This is a genomic window from Nibrella saemangeumensis (genome assembly GCF_039541915.1).
GTDB classification, from domain to species: domain Bacteria; phylum Bacteroidota; class Bacteroidia; order Cytophagales; family Spirosomataceae; genus Nibrella; species Nibrella saemangeumensis.
On the sequence record NZ_BAABHD010000062.1, the window covers coordinates 1 to 18,788 of the forward strand.

Genomic DNA, 18,788 nt, shown 5'->3' on the forward strand with positions numbered 1-18,788 from the left:
ATGATCCGACAAGCCTTAGAAACATTCTGAAGCTGGTCAGCTAGGTTAAGAATACCTAGCTTGTTCTTAATGATTTTCTCTTGTGTTGTCATCGTCTTAATCAGTGGTTTGAAGGTACAAAAACTTTCAAACTGTCAGATTAAGTCTTGACTAGTTCAATTAACGTGTAAATCTGTGCTGTTGGAAGAAGGAACCAGGTAACAGTTTTCCCAGCAAGCGACTGTCATTAGTGATAATTTCAGCCGAAGCAGTCATACCAATTTTAACAGTAAGTGACCTCCCATAGGTCGTATTTAGGCCATTCGGTAATCCAACTTTAGCCATGAAAACGCTATCTTTGAGTGGCACATTGGCGATAGCTGTAATACGTCCTCGAACCGCGCCAAACTCCTGATAAGGAAAACCGGCAAACTTGATCAGTACAAGTTGTCCCACCCATACTTTTCCAGCATTCTGTTGCGGCACCTGCAATTCCCCGAAATAATCGGCGCAAGGCGGTGCTACATACACCAATTCCTGCCCGACAGCAACCAGCTGATTTTCCTGCAACGTAATGGGGAACGACACCCGCCCAGCAACAGGAGCCGTCAGCACGTATTTCATGATCCACGAATCGGCTGCACTACGTAGCGTGCTGAGCGCCTGTAAAAATTTATCGCGTTCCTCGGCCACCTGTTTATCTAATTCAAGAAGCTCCTTCTGTCTGGCGCGTTGAGCTGTCAGATTGCTGATAATAGCCAATATAGTCTGCTGATAGGGCAGCCGGCGGGCAATATTCTTGCTTCCTTCCCGCTTCAAATCCAGTCGGGAAATCACTTTTTCCCTGTATAGCTGTTGCTGGATTTGGTAATCCTCCTGCGCCAGTTGGATGTCCTGTGCCTGAATCTGGCACTGCTCACGCAGATTATCGGCTAACGCGATCAGATCCTTGATTTCCTGTCGGAGCAATGCCAGTTTTTTACTGTAAATACCATTGGTTAGATAGGCTCGCAGTTGAATCCGGCTCTGCTCAAACGTCTGATACGCGGATTGCAACTCACCTAACTGATGATAGTTGGATAAACGCAGTTGGTGTAGATTTTCTAGATTATCTGGTCTACCAACAACTGTCCAGGCTTTCGTCAACTCACTAGATAACTTCAGCACCTCATCGTGCCGGGCGGTGCTTTCTAGATAGGCAAGCACCGTTCCGGCTTTTACCGCTTGCCCTTCCTGCACCAGTAGGCGCGTCAGTTTACCATCGGTGCGGGCTATGACCGCTTTAGGCGCATTAGCCGATGTAAGCCGGAAGGACGCTTTAACCAGTTCCGGATAGCGAATCACCCACGCTCCCCAAAATACCAGCGCCAGCACAGCAAATACGACCGTGACACCCCAGCGTAATATCCATTTTGGCGCACGCGAAAGCACTTCCTGCACCTCTTCGGAACGGAGTTCGACGAACGTATTGGATGGATGCAGCATACCCGTTTAAGTTGCGGTTGAATAGTTCTTACGTCCCCAGCTCCAGCTGATTGCGGACCAACTGCCAGTAATCGCCCCGGCGGGCCACCAACTCGGCGTGGGTACCTATTTCGGTTATTATGCCTTTATCGAGGACCACAATCTGATCGGCGTGGCAGACCGTACTAAGCCGATGCGCGACAATAACTACGGTTCTACCTTGAAAGAACTCGCCCAGATTCTTCATGATAACGGCTTCGTTAGTAGCGTCTAGGGCGTTGGTCGCTTCATCGAAAAACAGGTACTGTGGGTCCTTGTAGACGACGCGGGCAATCAGAATCCGTTGCCGCTGGCCCTGGCTGATGCCGTTGCCCTCCGCGCCGATTTTCGTGTGCAGACCCAATGGCAGTGAATCGATGAACTCGCCCAGGTTTGCTACCCGTACGGCATGATCTAGCCGCCCGACATCGATGCGGTCGACGCCCACAGCGATGTTACGAGCAATGGTGTCTGAAAAGATAAATCCGTCCTGCATCACGGCACCGCACTGGCTTCGCCATAGTGCATGACCAACGTTACGTAATGTGGTAACCGCTCCAGTGGATGTGCCCAGCGGGGTGTCGCCCAATGGAACACCGCCAAATCGAATGTCACCTGTAGACGGCTCGTAAAACTTGAGCAGTAGCTTCAGCAGGGTAGTTTTGCCGCTACCACTCATGCCCACAATCGCCGTAGTACGTCCTCCAGGTATCAGTAGGTTAACGCTACGTAGCACTGGCTCATTACCCGCGCCAGTATACGTAAATGATACGTGTTGCAGGTTTAACGCATTATCGGCTGGCATCTGATCGATACGCAGCTGGTCAGCGGGTTCCTCATCGGCCAGCGAGTGAATTTCGTTGAGCCGCTCCAGGCTGATTTTGGCATCCTGCAAACCCTGCGTAAAGCCAACCAGTTGCTCAAGGGGGCTGTTCATCTGCCCAATAATGTACTGCACGGCCAGCATCGCACCCAGCGTCAACTGCCCGTTAATGACGGCCTGCGCGGCCAGAAACGTAATCAGAATGTTTTTGCCTTCGTTGATAGCGAACGCTCCAGCTGTGTGCAGCTGACTGAGGGCCAAACCCCGTATCTGCACCTTAAACAACCGAACCTGCAACCGCTCCCACGCCCAGCGCATAGGCCGCTCGGCCCCGGCTAGCTTGATTTCCTGCATCCCCTGAATCAGTTGCACCAGGCTGCTCTGGTTTTTGGCTGATACGTCGAACCGTCGAAAATCCAGTTTCCGACGCTGGCGCAGAAACAGCACCACCCAGGCTACGTAAACCCCACTGGCAATCATAAAAATACCGAAGATGCTCAGGTTATACAGCGCCAGCACCACGCCGAAGATGACGAGGTTGACCAGTGAAAACAATACTGTCAGCGTTTGCCCGGTCAGGAAAGCTTCGATGCGGTGGTGGTCACCGATGCGCTGCATAATATCGCCAAACTGCTTGGTATCGAAAAACGACACCGGCAGCCGCATGAGCTTGATGAGAAAATCGGATAGAATATTGAGGTTAACGCGGGTGCTGATGTGCAGCAGAATCCAGCTACGGATAAACTCTACCGACAGCCGCCCCATCATCAGCATCAGTTGCGCCCCCAGCACTAAATAGACAAAGGGCAGGTTCTGCGTATTAACACCAATATCAACCACCGATTGCGTCAGGAAAGGAAACAATAGTTGCAGTCCACTCCCAACTGCCAATGCCAGCACCAATTGCATCAGCAACGGCTTATATTGCCAAAGATAGCCCAGCACCCGTCCATAACCGTAAGACTTAGCAGGTTCATCGTCTTGCTCAAAAAAAGTAGGCGTAGGCTCCAGCAGCAGTACTACGCCCTCCTTGTGTCCCGACGAATCGACACCGGTGGACTGCGCTGACAGCCATCGTTGGCAGAATTCTTCTGACGAATATGTAATTAACCCTTTCGCTGGATCAGCTACGTAGATAGTGCCTTTGAGCGTGATAGGAGAGGTTGAGTGCGTGGAAGTTTGAGAGGACGAAAAAATAATCTTCTCTTCACTGATTTCAAAATTGGTTAAAGATGGGCTTTGCAATGCGTTACTAAAGCCAACATCATGTTTGAGAGTGGTGCGCCCACCTTTGATGGCAGTTAACCAGCTTTTATCTTCTCCTTTGATAGCATAAACAACCACAAAATGATTCTGCTCCCAATGCACAATACAGGGCAATGGGGCCTCTTTGGCCAGTTTCTCAAACGAAATCTTTATACCCATTGACCGAAAGCCAATAGTTTCAGCAGCTTCGGCGATTCCTAATAACGAAACGCCTTCTTTATCAACCTGCGACTTCTCCCGTAGCGACTGTATTGTAAACGACCGACCGTAGTGCTTGGCCACCATACGTAGGCAGGTAGGGCCGCAATCCATATGATCCAACTGTTTATAATGAGGAAAGCTCATAGCTCATAAAGCTCTATAAGTGTCGTTGCAATATTTTCCAACCATGTTCTTTTATCAGGTAATTTATGACCTCGATTCTTTCTTTTTGAAAGTTCATTTTCTTCCAAGATGCAACTTCATCATGACCATAATATTTTTTTAAATTACCACACATTTTAAACTCGCTCTGAGCAGGTACAACTGTCGATATGTTATTTAATATTTTGCATGTTGCAGATAAATGAATATCCTCAGCATTTTCTAATGTGTAAGGTTTTATTTTCCAAAATAAATATATCCACTCTGTTTTAAATAACCAGCTATTACAGCCAAAATCTGTTTCTGTATCAGTTTGGTTGAAATTAAATAACTTCTCATCATTTCCATCACCAACTAAAAATCTTCGCAAGTCAGTTATCTCCGGACCACATGCTTTTCGTTGATAAGTAATAATTCGACCGGCACCTGAAATAATAGAATTTTGGTCTTTACACATCCTTCGACTTTCTTCTAGCCAGTTTCGTGAAGGTATAACATCATCATCAAGTATCCATACATATTCAGATTTTACATGTAAAGCTAAAGAAAACCTACCAAAATATTTTAAATTTATTGAAGCACTAATAAAATGGATATTAGGAAATTTTCGTTTAACTTTGTTAATATCAACATGATTCCCGCATTGATAAACCCATATCTGGTAAGGTTGTTCAGTTTGATTAAGTATAGCCTCTATTTGCTCTTCTAAGTGACACCTTTTCCATACAGTTAAAATGATAGTAACGAGGCCTCCTTTATTTTCTTTATACTCTTTCTTTTGAAGAAAAAATCTAGCTAACATTGGGAATACATTTTATTAAGCTATTTTAAATATGTAAATGAGTTATATCTCTGTGGCAAAAGTAATCTCATCTTCAATTTCAATAAAGAGCAAGTAATATGAAATGAGTCTAATTAGTTGAACTTAATTCATATTACTTACCCTGGTAAGCTATGTTAATTTTAAATTTTTGCAGAATACATCTTTAAATATATTCTGTTAAAAAACAAAATAACGCTATTTTATATAACTTACCACGACAATTGTTAAAAGCAGGGGTATAAAGATATACCCCTGCTTTTAACAATTGTCTACATAACCCTGATCTCCCATATAACAAGGACACATGACATTATATTTGTAGTCTGCCGTTATACATTCAACTGGATTTTGATTGGGGTCAAAACAATGGCATCTATAACTACCACCGCCTTTTATTTCTTTCATTTGCTGCTTTGAAAGCAAGTTTGTAGCAAAGTCCATTAATAATTTTTTCATGATTGAAAAATTGGTTTAAGTGAATAACTAACTTATTATGATTTGGCCAAATCCGCAGTAGGGTACCAATTATTGATTGATCGCATATTAATAAGACTTATATTTTGGCGATAAACCGAATTATTTAATAATTCCACTATTTTCTTTCTTAAAGTTTGCTCTGTGTCTTTTCGTAAATTTCCTTTTATTCCCCATCCTTTTACTACTAATCGAGCAGCATTACCTGGTTGGTCGCTTTGAAGATTTAACGGATAGGCCAACATTGGAATACCAGCAGTTAAGCACTCACATATTGAATTCATTCCTGCATGAGTTATCATCATACTACAGTAGGGTAATATCTCTGTTTGAGGTATATGCTGCTGGATAAATATTTTTTCATTTTGCCGATCCACTATGGACATATACAACTCACCGGCAGATATAACTAAGTAAGTATCTGAAATTTTTTCAACAGTAGTAATTAGTTTATAAAAAAAAGATATTGCAACGGACTTGTGTAATCCACTTAAAGTTCCTAGTGATGCATAGATTATATGCGTTTTTTTTATCTCTGCATCTTCAAGTGATGCACGAATAACTTGCCAAATAGCTGTAGACTTTATTGAGGTTTCATTTTGATTTTTGTAAGGGTAATAAATAAATTTTTCATACTTGTCTAATTTATACCAATCATATTCTAAAAATTGAGGCCGTACATGAACGATTGGTACATATCTTATACTTTCGTAAAGAGCATTGTATTGCCGACGACATAGGTCAATGTTTATACCTTGTCTTAAGGCAAATCGCTTCAAAAAAAAATAATCATCTACACCCATAAAAATAATTCTTTTTAAAAGTGTGTTTACTTTTCGCTTAACTAAATAAGTTCCCCAAAGTAAACTAGCAAATAGATGGTAAATAAGATTATCTTTAAAAGGTTTTCCACAAGTTAAAGGAGGTATCCCTTTTTCACGGCGGGTTGGTAATTTTGTGTTGATAAGCGTAATTCTTTTATAATCTTGACTTAGCAAAAAATAATAATGATTCAAATGCTGGTCAATAAAAATTTCGTCAGGATTAAAAACACGGCACTTTTCACGAACTGCATATACTGCTTGTAGGAATTCCCGGTAACGAAGCAACATAAATTTCTTGTCAATTACACCTTTCAAAAAGAAACCTAAAGCTGTTCGCCAGTTATTTATTATATATTCCTCTAGACACCACAGGGTGGTAAACTCAAAATCTTGAGCTTCCACATGTTTCCTTAGATCTACTGTACCTGAAAACACTACTCGGTATCCTTGCTTCCGCAATTGATTAGCAAAACCAAAACAGGCATTGTAATGACTTGGAACTGGTAAAACGATAAAAAGTGCAGTTTTCATACGTTCAATTCATACAGCTTATCCAATTCAACCCTCATTAACATCCACTGTAAACTTTCTAGTTTATATATTTCTGGAATTTTATAGCCATCGATATAAATAGCCGGTGTTACTGTTATACCTGCATTATAGCACCATTGTTTGTGGCCTTGCAATATAGTGGTTAGCTCTAATTGGTTTGTCTCAGCTGGATAGCGTTTGGCCCAAGCATTGTAATTCTTGTCTTTTTGATTAAACCAGTCTGTAAGGGCAATAATAGCCGTATTTCCTTGCTTAGCTAATGCTAACGCATGAATTGCAAATTTTGCTGCTGGAGTAGACTCACTTTTACTGGAAAAAATAATAGTTACATAAATATTGTGATTATGAAGAGCCAGTTCTTTTAATTCCTTAAACGCTTTAGAACATGATCCACAATACGGATTTATAACAACTGAAATTTTATGTTTAGCATCAGAATTGCCAAACATTATAGTGTGGAGATTTGTAGGTATCGGTGGTGCTTTATGTTGTTGGATTAATAACGTTCTAAATATTGCTGGATTTCGTTTTAAAACCATTAACTCTTCATGTTCCTGACGACTTTGGAACCAACTAATTAGTAAAGGCTTTATAGTTACCAATGCCAGGGTTGGCAATAGGAAGCAAACCAGCAGATCCAAATACGACGTTGTAAAATCATTTAAGGTTGTTAACTGAGTGAGTGCTAAAAATCCCTCAATAGCAAGAATTACCTGTACACCTAGGCATAATGGGCACCATTGACGCACATAGCGAGCTTGATAATAAATTGAGAAAGCGATGTAGGGCATTGCTAGTAAGGCGATGTCGTTTAAAAGCGCGAGTATATTAGGTTGATTACCTATAAAGACCAAAGTAAACAAACCGCCTGCAAAGTAAAGTAAACCTAAATCAGACCAATTCAGCCACCCCCAAAGCTTAGCGGCTGGTGAGTTTAGTACATCCTCACAACTAGTTTTAGCGCTTATACTACATATTCGGTCTGTGAAGTCATTTTTACTACCTAATTGTTTCGCTATCAACAAACCCGTTAAGATTAAACCAGAAATTTTTGTAAAAAAAAGTAACCATTCTGTATATGAGTAGTTTCGTCCTCCAGCTAATAAAGCGATGAATAATACAAGTAATGCTCCCCCCGATAAAAACTGACCACGCAAATTGCTCAATCGTTCCTTCTTACATTTTAGGTCATAATCAACTTCACCAGATTGCTCATTAGTTTCTGCAAGTAGTACTATGCCAGTCCATTTTTTTTCAAAATCGTTCAATGACATAGTTACGGCTCCTTGCTCACTATCAGTCAAGCGAATATTTTTTTCATTAATTTGATTAACTAGAACGTACCACCCACCTTTGTTTTTGAGGTGAGTAACAAATGGCATAGGAATTTCACGGAGTTGCTCCACTGTATTTAGTTGAAGAGCAGCGTTATCAATGTTCCAACTAGATAGGACTTCACTCATACTGAGTAGACTGGGGAAATCGGGGTGTTGTTGCATCGTTTCCCTCACTGTTCCCCGAGTTACTTTTGAATTTAGGTTTTGCAACAACTCATACAACGTATCGATGGCATTATCGTCCGAAACTTTAAACAGGTTCCTCATAGTATACATAATAATTGATGTTACTCCACCTTCTGGGCGGTTTATATTTGAGTACGCAGACTACTCTTGACCTTCATACTGACTACAGATTTACCACTACAATTTTAGTTTATACCCCACAACGCCTGCGCCAATCTGAGGAAATAAATTACTACCTTATTGAACCTGGATTAACAGAACACCCTGTACTGGACGACCATCGGCCGTAATGCCTTGGATCACTACCCGTAATGTTCGCACTACGTCTGACAGCGGAAAACGTAACTGGCTTCGTCCCTGACTGTCGGTTTGCATCATTGGTTTCCAGTAGAGAACATCCCGGGAATCGACGGGACCAGACATAGAGCCGGTCGTTCCCTCCAAATCATAGCGGGGCACATAAAATTCGCGTTGCACCGAGGGATAACCAATGAATTGAATCGGCGTCATGCCCGCTTGGGATTTCATGCTGCTCTGCATTGAACGTCTGCTTTTGGTGTAAAATGCGATAACGCCATTCCCTCCCCGCACACCGTACATACCGGCGGTACCACCATGTTTCAAAACTTCGATACGTTCGATATCGCTGGAATTGTACTTCATCAAAACGGTTCCATCAGGGTCATGAATGGGTACGCCGTCCATCAAATACAACGGCTGCATTCCACTATTGAAACTACTCACACCTCGTATAAATACCTTATAGCTACGCGCCTGCGCGGCTCCTTCTCGGGTAACCGTCACGCCCGTCAATCGGCCATGAATCATTTCGTATAGATTCGGGTAGGTTGGCATTTTGTCATCCACCACCAGAACGGCATCAGCCTTGTCGTGCAAACTACGCTGTTGAATATCCTCGGGTCGATTCTCCTCGTATTTACGCGCCCGAACCGTCACCTCGTTCAACACCTTCGCCGTTTTATCGCGGTATAAATCCGCGTCTGCTTCCTGCCGAATTCTGGCCGCTTCCAGTTGAGCTCGCATCGTCGACCTGGTTGGCGCAACAGGTAGTTTACTGGACTCCCATAGTTTACCAGGCCCTTCCAGAACCAGAACGGCGTCTTTGCCAGAAATACGTTTCGACTGACGATCGGCGAATTGCGTTACTAACTGTACCGTATCGGTAATGGCCATCCCCGCCAGCCGAAAGCGCCCCTGCTGGTCAGCACCTGCTGATTTTACGAACGATTGCCCGGCAGCTGTTGAAGCCACGATAATCTGCGCATCGGGTATGGGTTGATTCTTCGTGTTTACAATGCGGCCCCTGAGCGATACGCCACCGAGCGAATCGGTTTCGGGCGTGCCACTGACCCGTCGCCAGCCCTGGGTCAGCAGCAGGTCGTCCAGCGCCTGACGGGTTTCGGCCGAATGATTCACCAGGTATTGATTGGGGTTTTGGATACGTCCCCGAAGCTCTCCCGTTAGCAACAAGTGTGCCGGCAAGGTAGCGTCGGCGGTATCCTCAGGTACCTGGCCGGCATCGGTAATCGACGCCGATAAGGCGGCTACCGCCGGTAATCCGTTATCGGTCAGCCTGACGCTCAGGATAGCCTGTTCGCGGGGCTGATACCGGGTTTTGTTGACCGCCATCAACACTCGTACTGGTGCCATGATTTCGGGTACAAAAATTAATCGCTCGGCTTGCGGCCTGGCGCTGGCATCGTATAGGGTGATTTGCGCCAGGCCCGGCAGCCAAGTCGCCATGGGCAGGTTTATCTTCGCCACCCCATTCTGTAGGAGAATTTTTCGCCCATCAACCACACGACCGCGTTGTTGAATCAGGATATATACGGAGTCGATAACGGCCCGGTTCGAGTTCAGTATAGTTAACGCCAGACGGCTTGTATCGCTTATCGCATCGGCCGAAAGCAGCAGTCCTTCCGTTTCGGGTTTGGGCAACGGAACGCGCTGTGGTTGATTGTTATACGTTAACTCGGCGTAATACGTCCGCTGCGTCTTTGGCTCCAGCGACACGCTGGTCATCCCCTGCTGATTAGTCATGAAACGAACTACGTCAGCGCCCAGGTCGTCGACAATACGTCCCGGGATGGACAAACCATACCCGTTGGGCTGAACAATTTTTACGCCCAGACGCGCGGGCAGTCCCACAATCCAGCGCCCCCCTTCCGGCAAAATCTGAACGTCTAATTGCTGAGGAACAGAATCACTCCGTATGGATGCCTCGTTGCGGAACAGGTTATAGATAGTCACCGACCGCTCGAAAGCTGGGCCTCGTTGGGCATCATCTTCATCGGTATAGGCACGCAGGCGATACGTTCCTGTCAGGAGGGTATCAGAAAGGCGGAAATTGCCCTGGCCACGTCCGTCAACGATACGTACCCACTGGTGCTGCACAAGCTTGCCTGCCGAAGAAAGTAGGTCGACATGGATGGCCGTTTCACCACTGGCTCGCTGGTAACCAGCCGCGTCGAGTAAGTACGTACTCATCCACAGCCGATCTCCCGTGGCGTAAAAGGGTTTATCGATGTGTACAAACAAAGTCGGAGCCAGCAACTTGAACCGCTCGTTAAAGGCCGCCGTGATACGTCCAAGGTGGGCGTCGGGGAGCGCGAGTTTTCCCTGTGTTGCCAGCGGGCCGGTTGTACTTGACTCCTTCTGGTTGGCTTCGGGTTTCCAGTCGGCGGGCAACATAGTCGATAGCCGGTCATTCCCCATCGAGCCTTTCACCTCCATACCTTCGGGCAGCGTAATCACCCCATCAACCGTCATTTGCATCTGACCGCTGGGCAGTCTCATTTCTGTATAGGCGTAACGAGCATCGGGATAGGGCGAGAAACCCGAGGTCGCATGCGTATAGAATACCACCAGTTTCATGGCCGAAACCAACCGGCGTTCGGTCGGTAACCGACCGGGTTGAATCAACGTAGAAACCTGTACTGGCACCAACCGCTTGTAGTCGTTAACCGCAGCCGCGAGGGTAATCAGCCTCCCTTCCAGGGATACCATTTTGGTAACATCTTCCTGATAGACCAGAAAGCCTTCTTTCTCGAAGGTATTGTTAATCAGACTCGCCATCAAGTGCCGGATTGACCCTTTGTAAGCTGTCAGCCGGTTACGCTGAAACTGATTGACCTGCCTTGCGTTCTCAGGTTTTAATTCTTCGAAACGGACCGTTCCCGCCGAATAAACCTTGCCGGACGTAGTAGCATCGAAATGTTGCAACGCATAAATCAGCCGATAGCCCAGTGCCGGATTCTCAATAATCAACGGCTCACTAGCCGTCGCTAACAGATGATCTTTATCTTCTTTAAAACGGAGCACTTCGCTGTTTACCAGCAGACACTGTCCGCCAAAGGGCTCACCGAAGAGTTGCTTTTTAAACTGACGCAGGTGCCGCTCCCAGCCTTTGGGATTCCCCCGTACGGTTACCGCATCCAGCATTTGTACACTTACGTTCAGCCGAAAATTAGCTTTTTGCGAAGACGAATTTTCAAAACGAATTTTTTGGGTAGCAGGCTGGTAACCAACAAATGAAGCGGCTATTTCAACCGTACCCAATGGCACACCTGCCAACGTATAATAGCCATTTTCGTCGGTGATTGCACCCTTCGTTGATCCATTGACGTAGACGTGGGCAAACGGCATGGGTTTTCCCGTTGTCGCATCCGTTACATAGCCGGATAGTACGGCTGTCGTTTGGCCATAAGCCAGCAGGGTCGATCCTAGAAGTAGAACGATAGTTATCCAGCCGATGAAGAACGAGCAACGCATAGTGATTAAATTATTCTTTCTGAAAATTGCTCCGTTTTGTAATTATACTTATGGAGATCATAAAAAATTAGGGGTCAAGCAGGTTAAGGGTTCCTTCTGCTTCGGCAGCCACCGTGGCGCGGCCCGGTTCAAATGGATACTATACTATTGGCGAATTCACTTTAGATCGCTATTTGAGGCATCAATCGCACAAAAGCCACTTGGCATGTCTTGGCTAATGGTACTTCGTTCAGCCAATCAACAATTCGCCAAAGGTTTTTACCGTGGCTAAAAGCCTATCTATTATATACGCTCATCAATAGCAGGAGCTAACTGAGTATAATTGTTGATGTACTGTTAATTAATGTGCTAGCGCTTTAGAAATCTTACTATTGTTTAACGAATTAAATTAATAGGTTTAGTATCTTGAAATCAATAGTTTATAGATGCCTAGAAAGTAACTCTTAAAGTTGAGTTTGTTTTAATACGTAACTGAGATAGCTACACGTTTAGAAAATCGGCGATATTAATTTCTTTAAACCAGCTATGTATAGTGTGAAAAAACAAAGATTGGCTGTGACTAGGCATTACCCTTAATAACGGGGCCGCACAAATCCGTCACGATTACTGTTTTATAGCTTTAGGGTTTTATGAAGAAAATGTTTAAACTTTTTCATAGATAGCTAATTTTTGAATAGGTTAGTATCACAAAAACATACTTAGTCGATAAGTATTTGATTATCAAGCCACTTATAGTTTATCAATTTATTAAACGGTAACTAATAATCAAGTTTTTGTTCTATCTGTGGGTACTTTAAGCTGTAGACAGGCCAGTTTGCATATTGCTGGAGAATTAACTTTTAAGCTATAAAGCATTCATTTTAATCCTCGTAAGCAAATTGGGTGGCATTTGGCAAGGATAAGGCTTCAGTTTGTTTCGCTGGAACCATCCCAAGGTTTGACGTACAAGGCTACCGTACCAAATGAATGCCGATGCTTATACGTAGCCAGTATTTTTTCAATAGTCTTATTGTCTTGAGAAAGGGGAATAGCCCGAGTGATATATTCGGTATCGACAAAGATGATGTTTAACCGTTGACTGACCTGACCTTTCACCCGCTCGGAATGCTTCAGTAGGTGTTCGGTTGCACTTCCCAGCTTCTCGGGCTTCTCATCTTCGAAATACCGGTAGGAACAATACCAATACCGGTAGAAGTGATGGAAATTCGAAAAGCAGTACTGGAAACGACTAGGTGCCGTTCGAATCTGCCGTAGCAGGTCGTCAACCTGCCTTAACTCATTTTGCTCTGCCTGGCTTGGTTGAATCAGCAAGCCTTTATTGAACAGCTCGTCGCGGTAGTTCCTAAGATACTCAAGGGCTTGGTCAGCGGGAACGTCCTGCTTGATGGAATATTTATGCTTGAAGTAAAAGGACAACGAGATAGCCGGATGGTCAAAGTTGACCAGCTTTAGGTTTTTGTAAGGCCGTCCGGGCCTGTAGTATGGCCGGTAAGTCTCTCTCAACTCGGCCGGCACGAAGTAGTACTCCAAATCCGAATCCTGTGGCAAGTCCTTGACCTGGTGCACAAACGGTTTGAGTTCAATGGCGTGGCTGCGCAGCACTAGCCGCAAGGCATCAAGGGGGGCCGAGTCGAGCCGCTTCTCGGGTTTCTTTCGTTGCGTTTCCATGCCGGAAAGGTAGAAAAAAGAAGCTTATATTTACTATAACGGTAAATAAAATAATGTTTTCCCTCCTTCCCCTTTCCAACAAAAATCTGCTTAGATCTTTATCTTTTATCAAGAATTGGTTTGATTGATTTAGATACACTTAAGCTATAGATAATCAAGCGCTTGCAAAGAGAAAAGTGAGTTTTGAGGGGGAAAATAATGAGTTTTATGGGGTGTAAAATTCTTGGAATGATGAGTTTTACGGGGGCCAAAAATGAGTTTTACGGGGCAGAAAAATGAGTTTTATGGGGTGTTTAATTAGAAAAATGAGTTTTGCGGGGTGTTGGTTAAATTAGACAATTGTGGATAACTGAGAGGGAAAAACTACCATTTATTAAACTATAGGAGTACTAGAATATAGCGTTTTGAGGGCATGACCCACTAGAAAAATGAGTTTTATGGGGAAGAAAGAGAGGTTTAGTAGGTGGCACCCCTGAGAAAAATGAGGTTTACGCGGTGACCTGTATTTCAAGCCGTTAGCCTTCTTGCTTTAGCTCAATTTGGCCGTTATTCAGTTCTAAAAGGAGTTTTTGTAACACGAATTTTGTAGAAAAATGAGTTTTGCGGGGTATGAAAAAGGAGGTTTAGGGGGTACCATTCAATAAAGTGGAAAAAGTGAGTTTGCTTTTTAAAACTCGTTTTTATACGTTTAGCCTAGGATATACCTACCCTTAAGATTAATGAATCTACCGTCTACTCCTGATGCGCTGCTAGCTTCCGACTATGTCAAACATCCGACTAACTACCAGCCTAATCTGTTCACCGAGTCCCGCCACGAGTTCAGCGAACTGGAGAAAAAGATTGTCGTGTTAGTAGTTAATCAGATTGGCCATATGGCCCTAAAAGGTGAAATCAAGCCGGGATTCAACGTCAAATTCACTATCCCGTATAGCGAACTGACCAAGAAACACTATAGGGAGATTAGTGAAGCGGCTGACTCTTTACAGTCAAAGCGTCTATCATATCGGAATGATAAGACGGAGAAGTTCTTGTTTATTACTCCTTTCCCCCGGGTAGAATCCGAAATAGTAGATGGTAAAAAGGTTATCGAATTGACGATGTTCGCCGATGTTGTTCCGCACTTTGCGGAGCTTGGCCAGCGCTACACCAAGTACGACCTGGATATCATGCTGTCATTAGGATCAGTGTACGCCCAGCGCTTCTACGAGATCGTGTCGATGTATCACCACCGCGGTCAGAACCAATTTCGCTACATGGTGGATCGGTTGCGCCACATGGTCAACTATCCGGAGCAACACTCATTCGCTGACTTTAAGCGGAATGCTTTGGTTAGGGCGCAGAAAGAACTATTGGAGAAAGCAGGAATGATTCTGGATTGGAAGCCAACTAAAAAAGAAGGCAAGCGGATTCTTGAATTGGAGTTCTCCATCAAAACACAACGACAGATAGCGCTGGAGAATGTTGAGCAGGACCGGCAATTTATTAATGCCATGCCTATTAACGAAGCTGTTCAGGCTGCCTGGAAGCTTATGGCTAACTACAAATTGACGGACTGGCAGAAAGAGTTGATCGTGTCGGATCTTACCATCCTGGAGACGTTCTACAGAGTGGATTCAGAGCTCTCTAATGGCTTACGGCCGAAAGTCAGGAACCGAACAGCATACCTGGTGAAGTCCCTCGGAATTGACAAACAGCCTACCCAAGTGCCTACACCTCCGCTGCCGCAGCTATCAATCTTTCCCTTTCAGCCGGCCGACGGAATTTCCGCGCCGGTACCCAAATCTCCACTACCATCAACATCATCCATTGGCCGGTCAGCTAAGCCGCAGTCGATTGGTGAAATTTTTGGCGATATGAACCCAAGTAAAAAATAATGGGCTGCTTTGCCAGATTGTACCTGCCGCCGGCGCGGGACACAGGTCCCAGCCGGTTCGATACCGAGGGACAGGTACCCAGAAAACCCTTCATTTGGTGTTCTAAACAGACCGAGTAGTCGAGTTCTACTTGACTGTATGACTACCGGTCAACTCCACTGACATAAACAATATCGTCAATATATCTAAAGAGCCAGCGCAATCTGAGCTTTTTACCGTGCTACACCTCCATGAGGTGTCACTCTTCGCCCTAAATATTTGTGGCATTATGGAGTAATTGGCTTTATACTAAATAGCTGATAAACAGCTTTTACGAATTTCCCCAAGGCATTCAGTTTTTCGTTCGTCTATTCTGGAACCTTGTTAATCGACCCTAAAAGGCTGTTAATCGAATAAATTTAAATAGCTATGGGGCTTTACCTACTTTTGGTAACATTCGATCCCACTACCCAAATTTCCTATCATAAATCTGATTAGAATCACTCCCAATGCCTGTTTTTTCATACAGCGTTTCACATGGACGGCATGTCAAAGCAATAATGGAAACTGACTTAGACCGAAATCGTTTATTCCTGCTATTGACCAGCCCTGCCCGGTCTTATCGGGTAGCCCGCCATACCTTAATGTGGTCCGCCACAATTTGGCTCATTTTTCGCGGGTTCAAATTAATCGGTGTGTCTATCACCAATCCGGTCGCGCAGCACCAATATATTTTAATATCAACCCTGTTCTTTAGCAGTCTTACCATTGGAGCCTACCTACTGGCTACCCTGCTGATTCACCGGTTTATTCTCCAGCGGTTTCGACCTGGTGTGTTTATGCTGTATTTATTAGGCGTACACGGGTTAACCTCTATGTTGGTGTACTGGCATTTTATCTTCTTTCTCCGCTACTTCGGGCCAGACAACCTGCCTGGGGTGTACAGCCGTAACGCCGAACACGTAGCCGGCTTAGCGATGTGGCAGATCCCTTTCGATACCATTATCGTTCTCCTGTTCTCGTATTCATTGTTTTACAACTACTTGCTGTACGCCGTTGGTTTGAAAGCCTTCAAAGACCTTTTTACGGCGAGACTCAGGCAGGAGCGGTTAGAGAAAGAAAACCTGCTGCTGGAGTTCAATTTTCTGAAAGCGCAGATCAATCCCCACTTTTTGTTCAATACCCTCAACAACATCTACTCCTTCTCCTTTAAATCACCCGATAAGGTGCAGGATACGGTACTTAAACTGGCGGATCTGATGCGTTACTCACTCTACGAGACAGAGATCGAGCGGGTTCTGTTAGCCAAAGAGATCCAATTTTTAGACAGCTATATCGAATTGCAACGGATTCGCTATGATGCTGGTACTACCCTCTCTTACACCGTGCAGGGCAGTCCCGGCCAGTTCACCATTCCTCCGCTGCTACTGATTGTGTTTGTAGAAAATGCCTTTAAACATGGCCTACAGGCCAATACGCAAACAGGTTGGGTAAAGATTTGCTTAACTATTGACCAGGACATGCTCACCTTTACCGTTGAAAATAACCTGCCGCTCCGCAAAAACAGGGAGGTAGGTGGTATCGGTCTGACCAACGTGCGCAAACGCCTGGACCATGCCTTCGGCAGTTCTTATCAGCTTCGAGTTGATGAGTTGCCTCAGTCGTTCTGCGTCCAGCTAACCCTCCCCTTATATGAACTCGCCATATCGAGTAATCATCGTGGATGACGAACCGCCAGCCCGCGATGTGATAGAAGTATTTGTAAATCGTGTTCCTGATCTACAGTGCGTAGCGATCTGTGGGAACGCCCACCAGGCTATTGATGCCATTCAGCAGTGGCAGCCGCATCTGGTGTTCCTGGATATTCAGATGCCCGACATGACCGGCATCGACCTGTTGCAGTTGCAATTACCTCTCCGGCCGGAGATCGTTATCACCACGGCCTACTCTGAACACGCCCTGAAAAGCTACGAGTTTGCCGTGTTGGATTACCTGATGAAGCCTATCTCCTACGAACGGTTTATGCAGGCGGTGGTGAAGTTTAAACAAAAGCAGATAAACCCACAGCCCAACTGGTCAGCCATTAGCCCCCTACCCGCTGACGAGGCTAATACGGTAAGTAGTTCGGAGCAGTCGGTATGGCTTCGGGAGGAGAAGCGGCTGCTGCAAATTCCCTACGAGGAGATTCTTTACGTAGAAGCCATGAAAGACTATGTTAAAGTCTATCTGAAAGAACAGATGATTCTGACTCATCTCACCATTGGCAAGGCCGAAGAACTTTTTCCGCCCCCCTATTTTATCCGAATTCACCGCTCCCACATTGTCCGGCGGGGAGCCATCCGGCTTATCGATGGCAATTTAATTCGACTAGTCAACGACACCGAATTACAGATCGGTCCGAACTTCCGGGACGAACTTAAAAAGTATATATCGGCTTTACGGTAGGCTTTGTCTATTCTAAACCCACTTTGGTCGAAAAAATTTCGACATGCTATAGAGAGCAGATAGTTTTGAGAGAAACAAGACCATCTGAACTTATATGAATTCATTCAACTACCGCAAACAGCGCACCGCTGCTCACACTACTAATCCTACGAATCTTTCTGCCGGCAAGGGACCACTCACTACCTCGGTGTGTACGTCAACTAGCATTATTTTCGGGCAGGCTCCTGCCGCAAAACCCGTTCGGTAAGATCTACTGGTGACTGTACTTTTATGAGTTTGCCGAATTTCTTTTGGCTGCGTCAGCCGCTTCTCTCCATTGAGCGGTTGACGCATTGCCTCTCTACAGGTCATATCGAGGAATTATTGTCGGATCAACACGTTAGCGAAGCCATCCGAATTGCGGCTCCGGGGTTAAACACGCAGGAGCTACTAAACGCTACCCTCTCCCCTAAAGTGGCCGAAACGCGGCTGAAATACCTCCTTCGTATGAGTACCCGCTGTACACCTTTCGGGCTGTTTGCGGGTGGTACCGTAGGATACATCGATACTTCATCAATCCTGGATTTTACCAACCGGCAAGCCAGGCCGCATCATCGGTTAGACATGCAGGTGTTGACCGAACTAGCCTACGACCTTTCCAATAGGCCTGAGCTTCAACACCAACTCCGATATGTTACCAACCAGACTGTGTACCAGGTTGGTCAGCGACTGCGCTACACCGAAAAACACTGGTTAGATGGCCAATGGCATTATTTTAGTAGTGAGGTGCCGGCAGAGTCATCTATTCTGAAGGTGGGGTAGTTTTGCAGTTTCGTACAAAATCCGTCACTTGGGGCCATTGCCCTTGTTCCGTGGCCGAACCAGCGGAAAACTCAGCAACGCTTTCAGGTCAAACTGGAC

At 45.1% G+C, this 18,788-nt stretch carries 13 protein-coding genes; 5 read left to right on the plus strand and 8 right to left on the minus strand.

Going from position 1 to position 18,788, the window contains the following annotated elements:
- Positions 1-159 precede the first annotated feature (159 nt).
- The 8 genes from ABD949_RS18550 to ABD949_RS18585 all read right to left on the minus strand — a co-directional run bounded on the left by ABD949_RS18550 (position 160) and on the right by ABD949_RS18585 (position 13,590).
- Entirely contained in the window at positions 160-1,464 is a 1,305-nt protein-coding gene (locus tag ABD949_RS18550; RefSeq protein ID WP_345245709.1) for an HlyD family secretion protein, read from the minus strand.
- A 28-nt stretch (positions 1,465-1,492) separates the two neighbouring features.
- Entirely contained in the window at positions 1,493-3,856 is a 2,364-nt protein-coding gene (locus ABD949_RS18555) for a peptidase domain-containing ABC transporter (RefSeq protein ID WP_425576774.1), read from the minus strand.
- Positions 3,857-3,929: 73 nt separating this feature from the next.
- Entirely contained in the window at positions 3,930-4,736 is an 807-nt protein-coding gene (locus ABD949_RS18560) for a glycosyltransferase family 2 protein (RefSeq protein ID WP_345245713.1), read from the minus strand.
- A 279-nt stretch (positions 4,737-5,015) separates the two neighbouring features.
- Positions 5,016-5,213 carry a hypothetical protein gene (locus ABD949_RS18565; protein WP_345245715.1) on the minus strand — a complete coding sequence of 66 codons (198 nt, stop codon included), beginning with the start codon at positions 5,211-5,213 and terminating at the stop codon, positions 5,016-5,018.
- Positions 5,214-5,248: 35 nt separating this feature from the next.
- A complete protein-coding gene (locus tag ABD949_RS18570) occupies positions 5,249-6,586 on the minus strand; it encodes a glycosyltransferase (RefSeq protein ID WP_345245717.1) in 1,338 nt (445 codons plus the stop codon).
- Positions 6,583-8,211, minus strand: a complete 1,629-nt coding sequence (locus ABD949_RS18575) for a cysteine peptidase family C39 domain-containing protein (RefSeq protein ID WP_345245719.1) — start codon at positions 8,209-8,211, stop codon at positions 6,583-6,585. Before ABD949_RS18575 ends, ABD949_RS18570 begins: the two co-directional genes overlap by 4 nt.
- A gap of 156 nt (positions 8,212-8,367) precedes the next feature.
- Positions 8,368-11,922 carry a carboxypeptidase-like regulatory domain-containing protein gene (locus ABD949_RS18580; RefSeq protein WP_345245721.1) on the minus strand — a complete coding sequence of 1,185 codons (3,555 nt, stop codon included), beginning with the start codon at positions 11,920-11,922 and terminating at the stop codon, positions 8,368-8,370.
- 906 nt (positions 11,923-12,828) lie between these two features.
- A complete protein-coding gene (locus tag ABD949_RS18585; protein ID WP_345245723.1) occupies positions 12,829-13,590 on the minus strand; it encodes a hypothetical protein in 762 nt (253 codons plus the stop codon).
- Between the two features lie 719 nt (positions 13,591-14,309).
- Between ABD949_RS18585 and ABD949_RS18590 the strand changes: the two genes are divergently transcribed.
- The 5 genes from ABD949_RS18590 (at position 14,310) to ABD949_RS18610 (ending at position 18,689) form a co-directional block, all read left to right on the plus strand.
- Entirely contained in the window at positions 14,310-15,464 is a 1,155-nt protein-coding gene (locus ABD949_RS18590; RefSeq protein ID WP_345245725.1) for a replication initiation protein, read from the plus strand.
- A 674-nt stretch (positions 15,465-16,138) separates the two neighbouring features.
- Complete coding sequence (locus tag ABD949_RS18595; RefSeq protein ID WP_345245727.1) at positions 16,139-17,170, plus strand: sensor histidine kinase; 1,032 nt, start codon at positions 16,139-16,141, stop codon at positions 17,168-17,170.
- Complete coding sequence (locus tag ABD949_RS18600; protein WP_345245729.1) at positions 17,136-17,888, plus strand: LytR/AlgR family response regulator transcription factor; 753 nt, start codon at positions 17,136-17,138, stop codon at positions 17,886-17,888. Before ABD949_RS18595 ends, ABD949_RS18600 begins: the two co-directional genes overlap by 35 nt.
- 94 nt (positions 17,889-17,982) lie before the next feature.
- Positions 17,983-18,135 (plus strand): hypothetical protein, encoded by a 153-nt coding sequence (locus ABD949_RS18605; protein ID WP_345245731.1) that lies wholly within the window; start codon positions 17,983-17,985, stop codon positions 18,133-18,135.
- A gap of 23 nt (positions 18,136-18,158) precedes the next feature.
- Positions 18,159-18,689 (plus strand): lantibiotic dehydratase, encoded by a 531-nt coding sequence (locus ABD949_RS18610; RefSeq protein WP_345245733.1) that lies wholly within the window; start codon positions 18,159-18,161, stop codon positions 18,687-18,689.
- Positions 18,690-18,788: the final 99 nt, after the last annotated feature.

What these genes read in the sequence shown, in the direction of transcription:
- ABD949_RS18580 (WP_345245721.1), bottom strand. Translation starts at nt 11,922, where the DNA reads ATGCGTTGCTCGTTCTTCATCGGCTGGATAACTATCGTTCTACTTCTA.
- ABD949_RS18560 (WP_345245713.1), bottom strand. Translation starts at nt 4,736, where the DNA reads ATGTTAGCTAGATTTTTTCTTCAAAAGAAAGAGTATAAAGAAAATAAA.
- ABD949_RS18550 (WP_345245709.1), bottom strand. Translation starts at nt 1,464, where the DNA reads ATGCTGCATCCATCCAATACGTTCGTCGAACTCCGTTCCGAAGAGGTG.
- ABD949_RS18605 (WP_345245731.1), top strand. Translation starts at nt 17,983, where the DNA reads ATGAATTCATTCAACTACCGCAAACAGCGCACCGCTGCTCACACTACT.
- ABD949_RS18570 (WP_345245717.1), bottom strand. Translation starts at nt 6,586, where the DNA reads ATGAAAACTGCACTTTTTATCGTTTTACCAGTTCCAAGTCATTACAAT.
- ABD949_RS18575 (WP_345245719.1), bottom strand. Translation starts at nt 8,211, where the DNA reads ATGAGGAACCTGTTTAAAGTTTCGGACGATAATGCCATCGATACGTTG.
- ABD949_RS18585 (WP_345245723.1), bottom strand. Translation starts at nt 13,590, where the DNA reads ATGGAAACGCAACGAAAGAAACCCGAGAAGCGGCTCGACTCGGCCCCC.
- ABD949_RS18590 (WP_345245725.1), top strand. Translation starts at nt 14,310, where the DNA reads ATGAATCTACCGTCTACTCCTGATGCGCTGCTAGCTTCCGACTATGTC.
- ABD949_RS18565 (WP_345245715.1), bottom strand. Translation starts at nt 5,213, where the DNA reads ATGAAAAAATTATTAATGGACTTTGCTACAAACTTGCTTTCAAAGCAG.
- ABD949_RS18610 (WP_345245733.1), top strand. Translation starts at nt 18,159, where the DNA reads ATGAGTTTGCCGAATTTCTTTTGGCTGCGTCAGCCGCTTCTCTCCATT.
- ABD949_RS18600 (WP_345245729.1), top strand. Translation starts at nt 17,136, where the DNA reads ATGAACTCGCCATATCGAGTAATCATCGTGGATGACGAACCGCCAGCC.
- ABD949_RS18555 (WP_425576774.1), bottom strand. Translation starts at nt 3,856, where the DNA reads ATGGTGGCCAAGCACTACGGTCGGTCGTTTACAATACAGTCGCTACGG.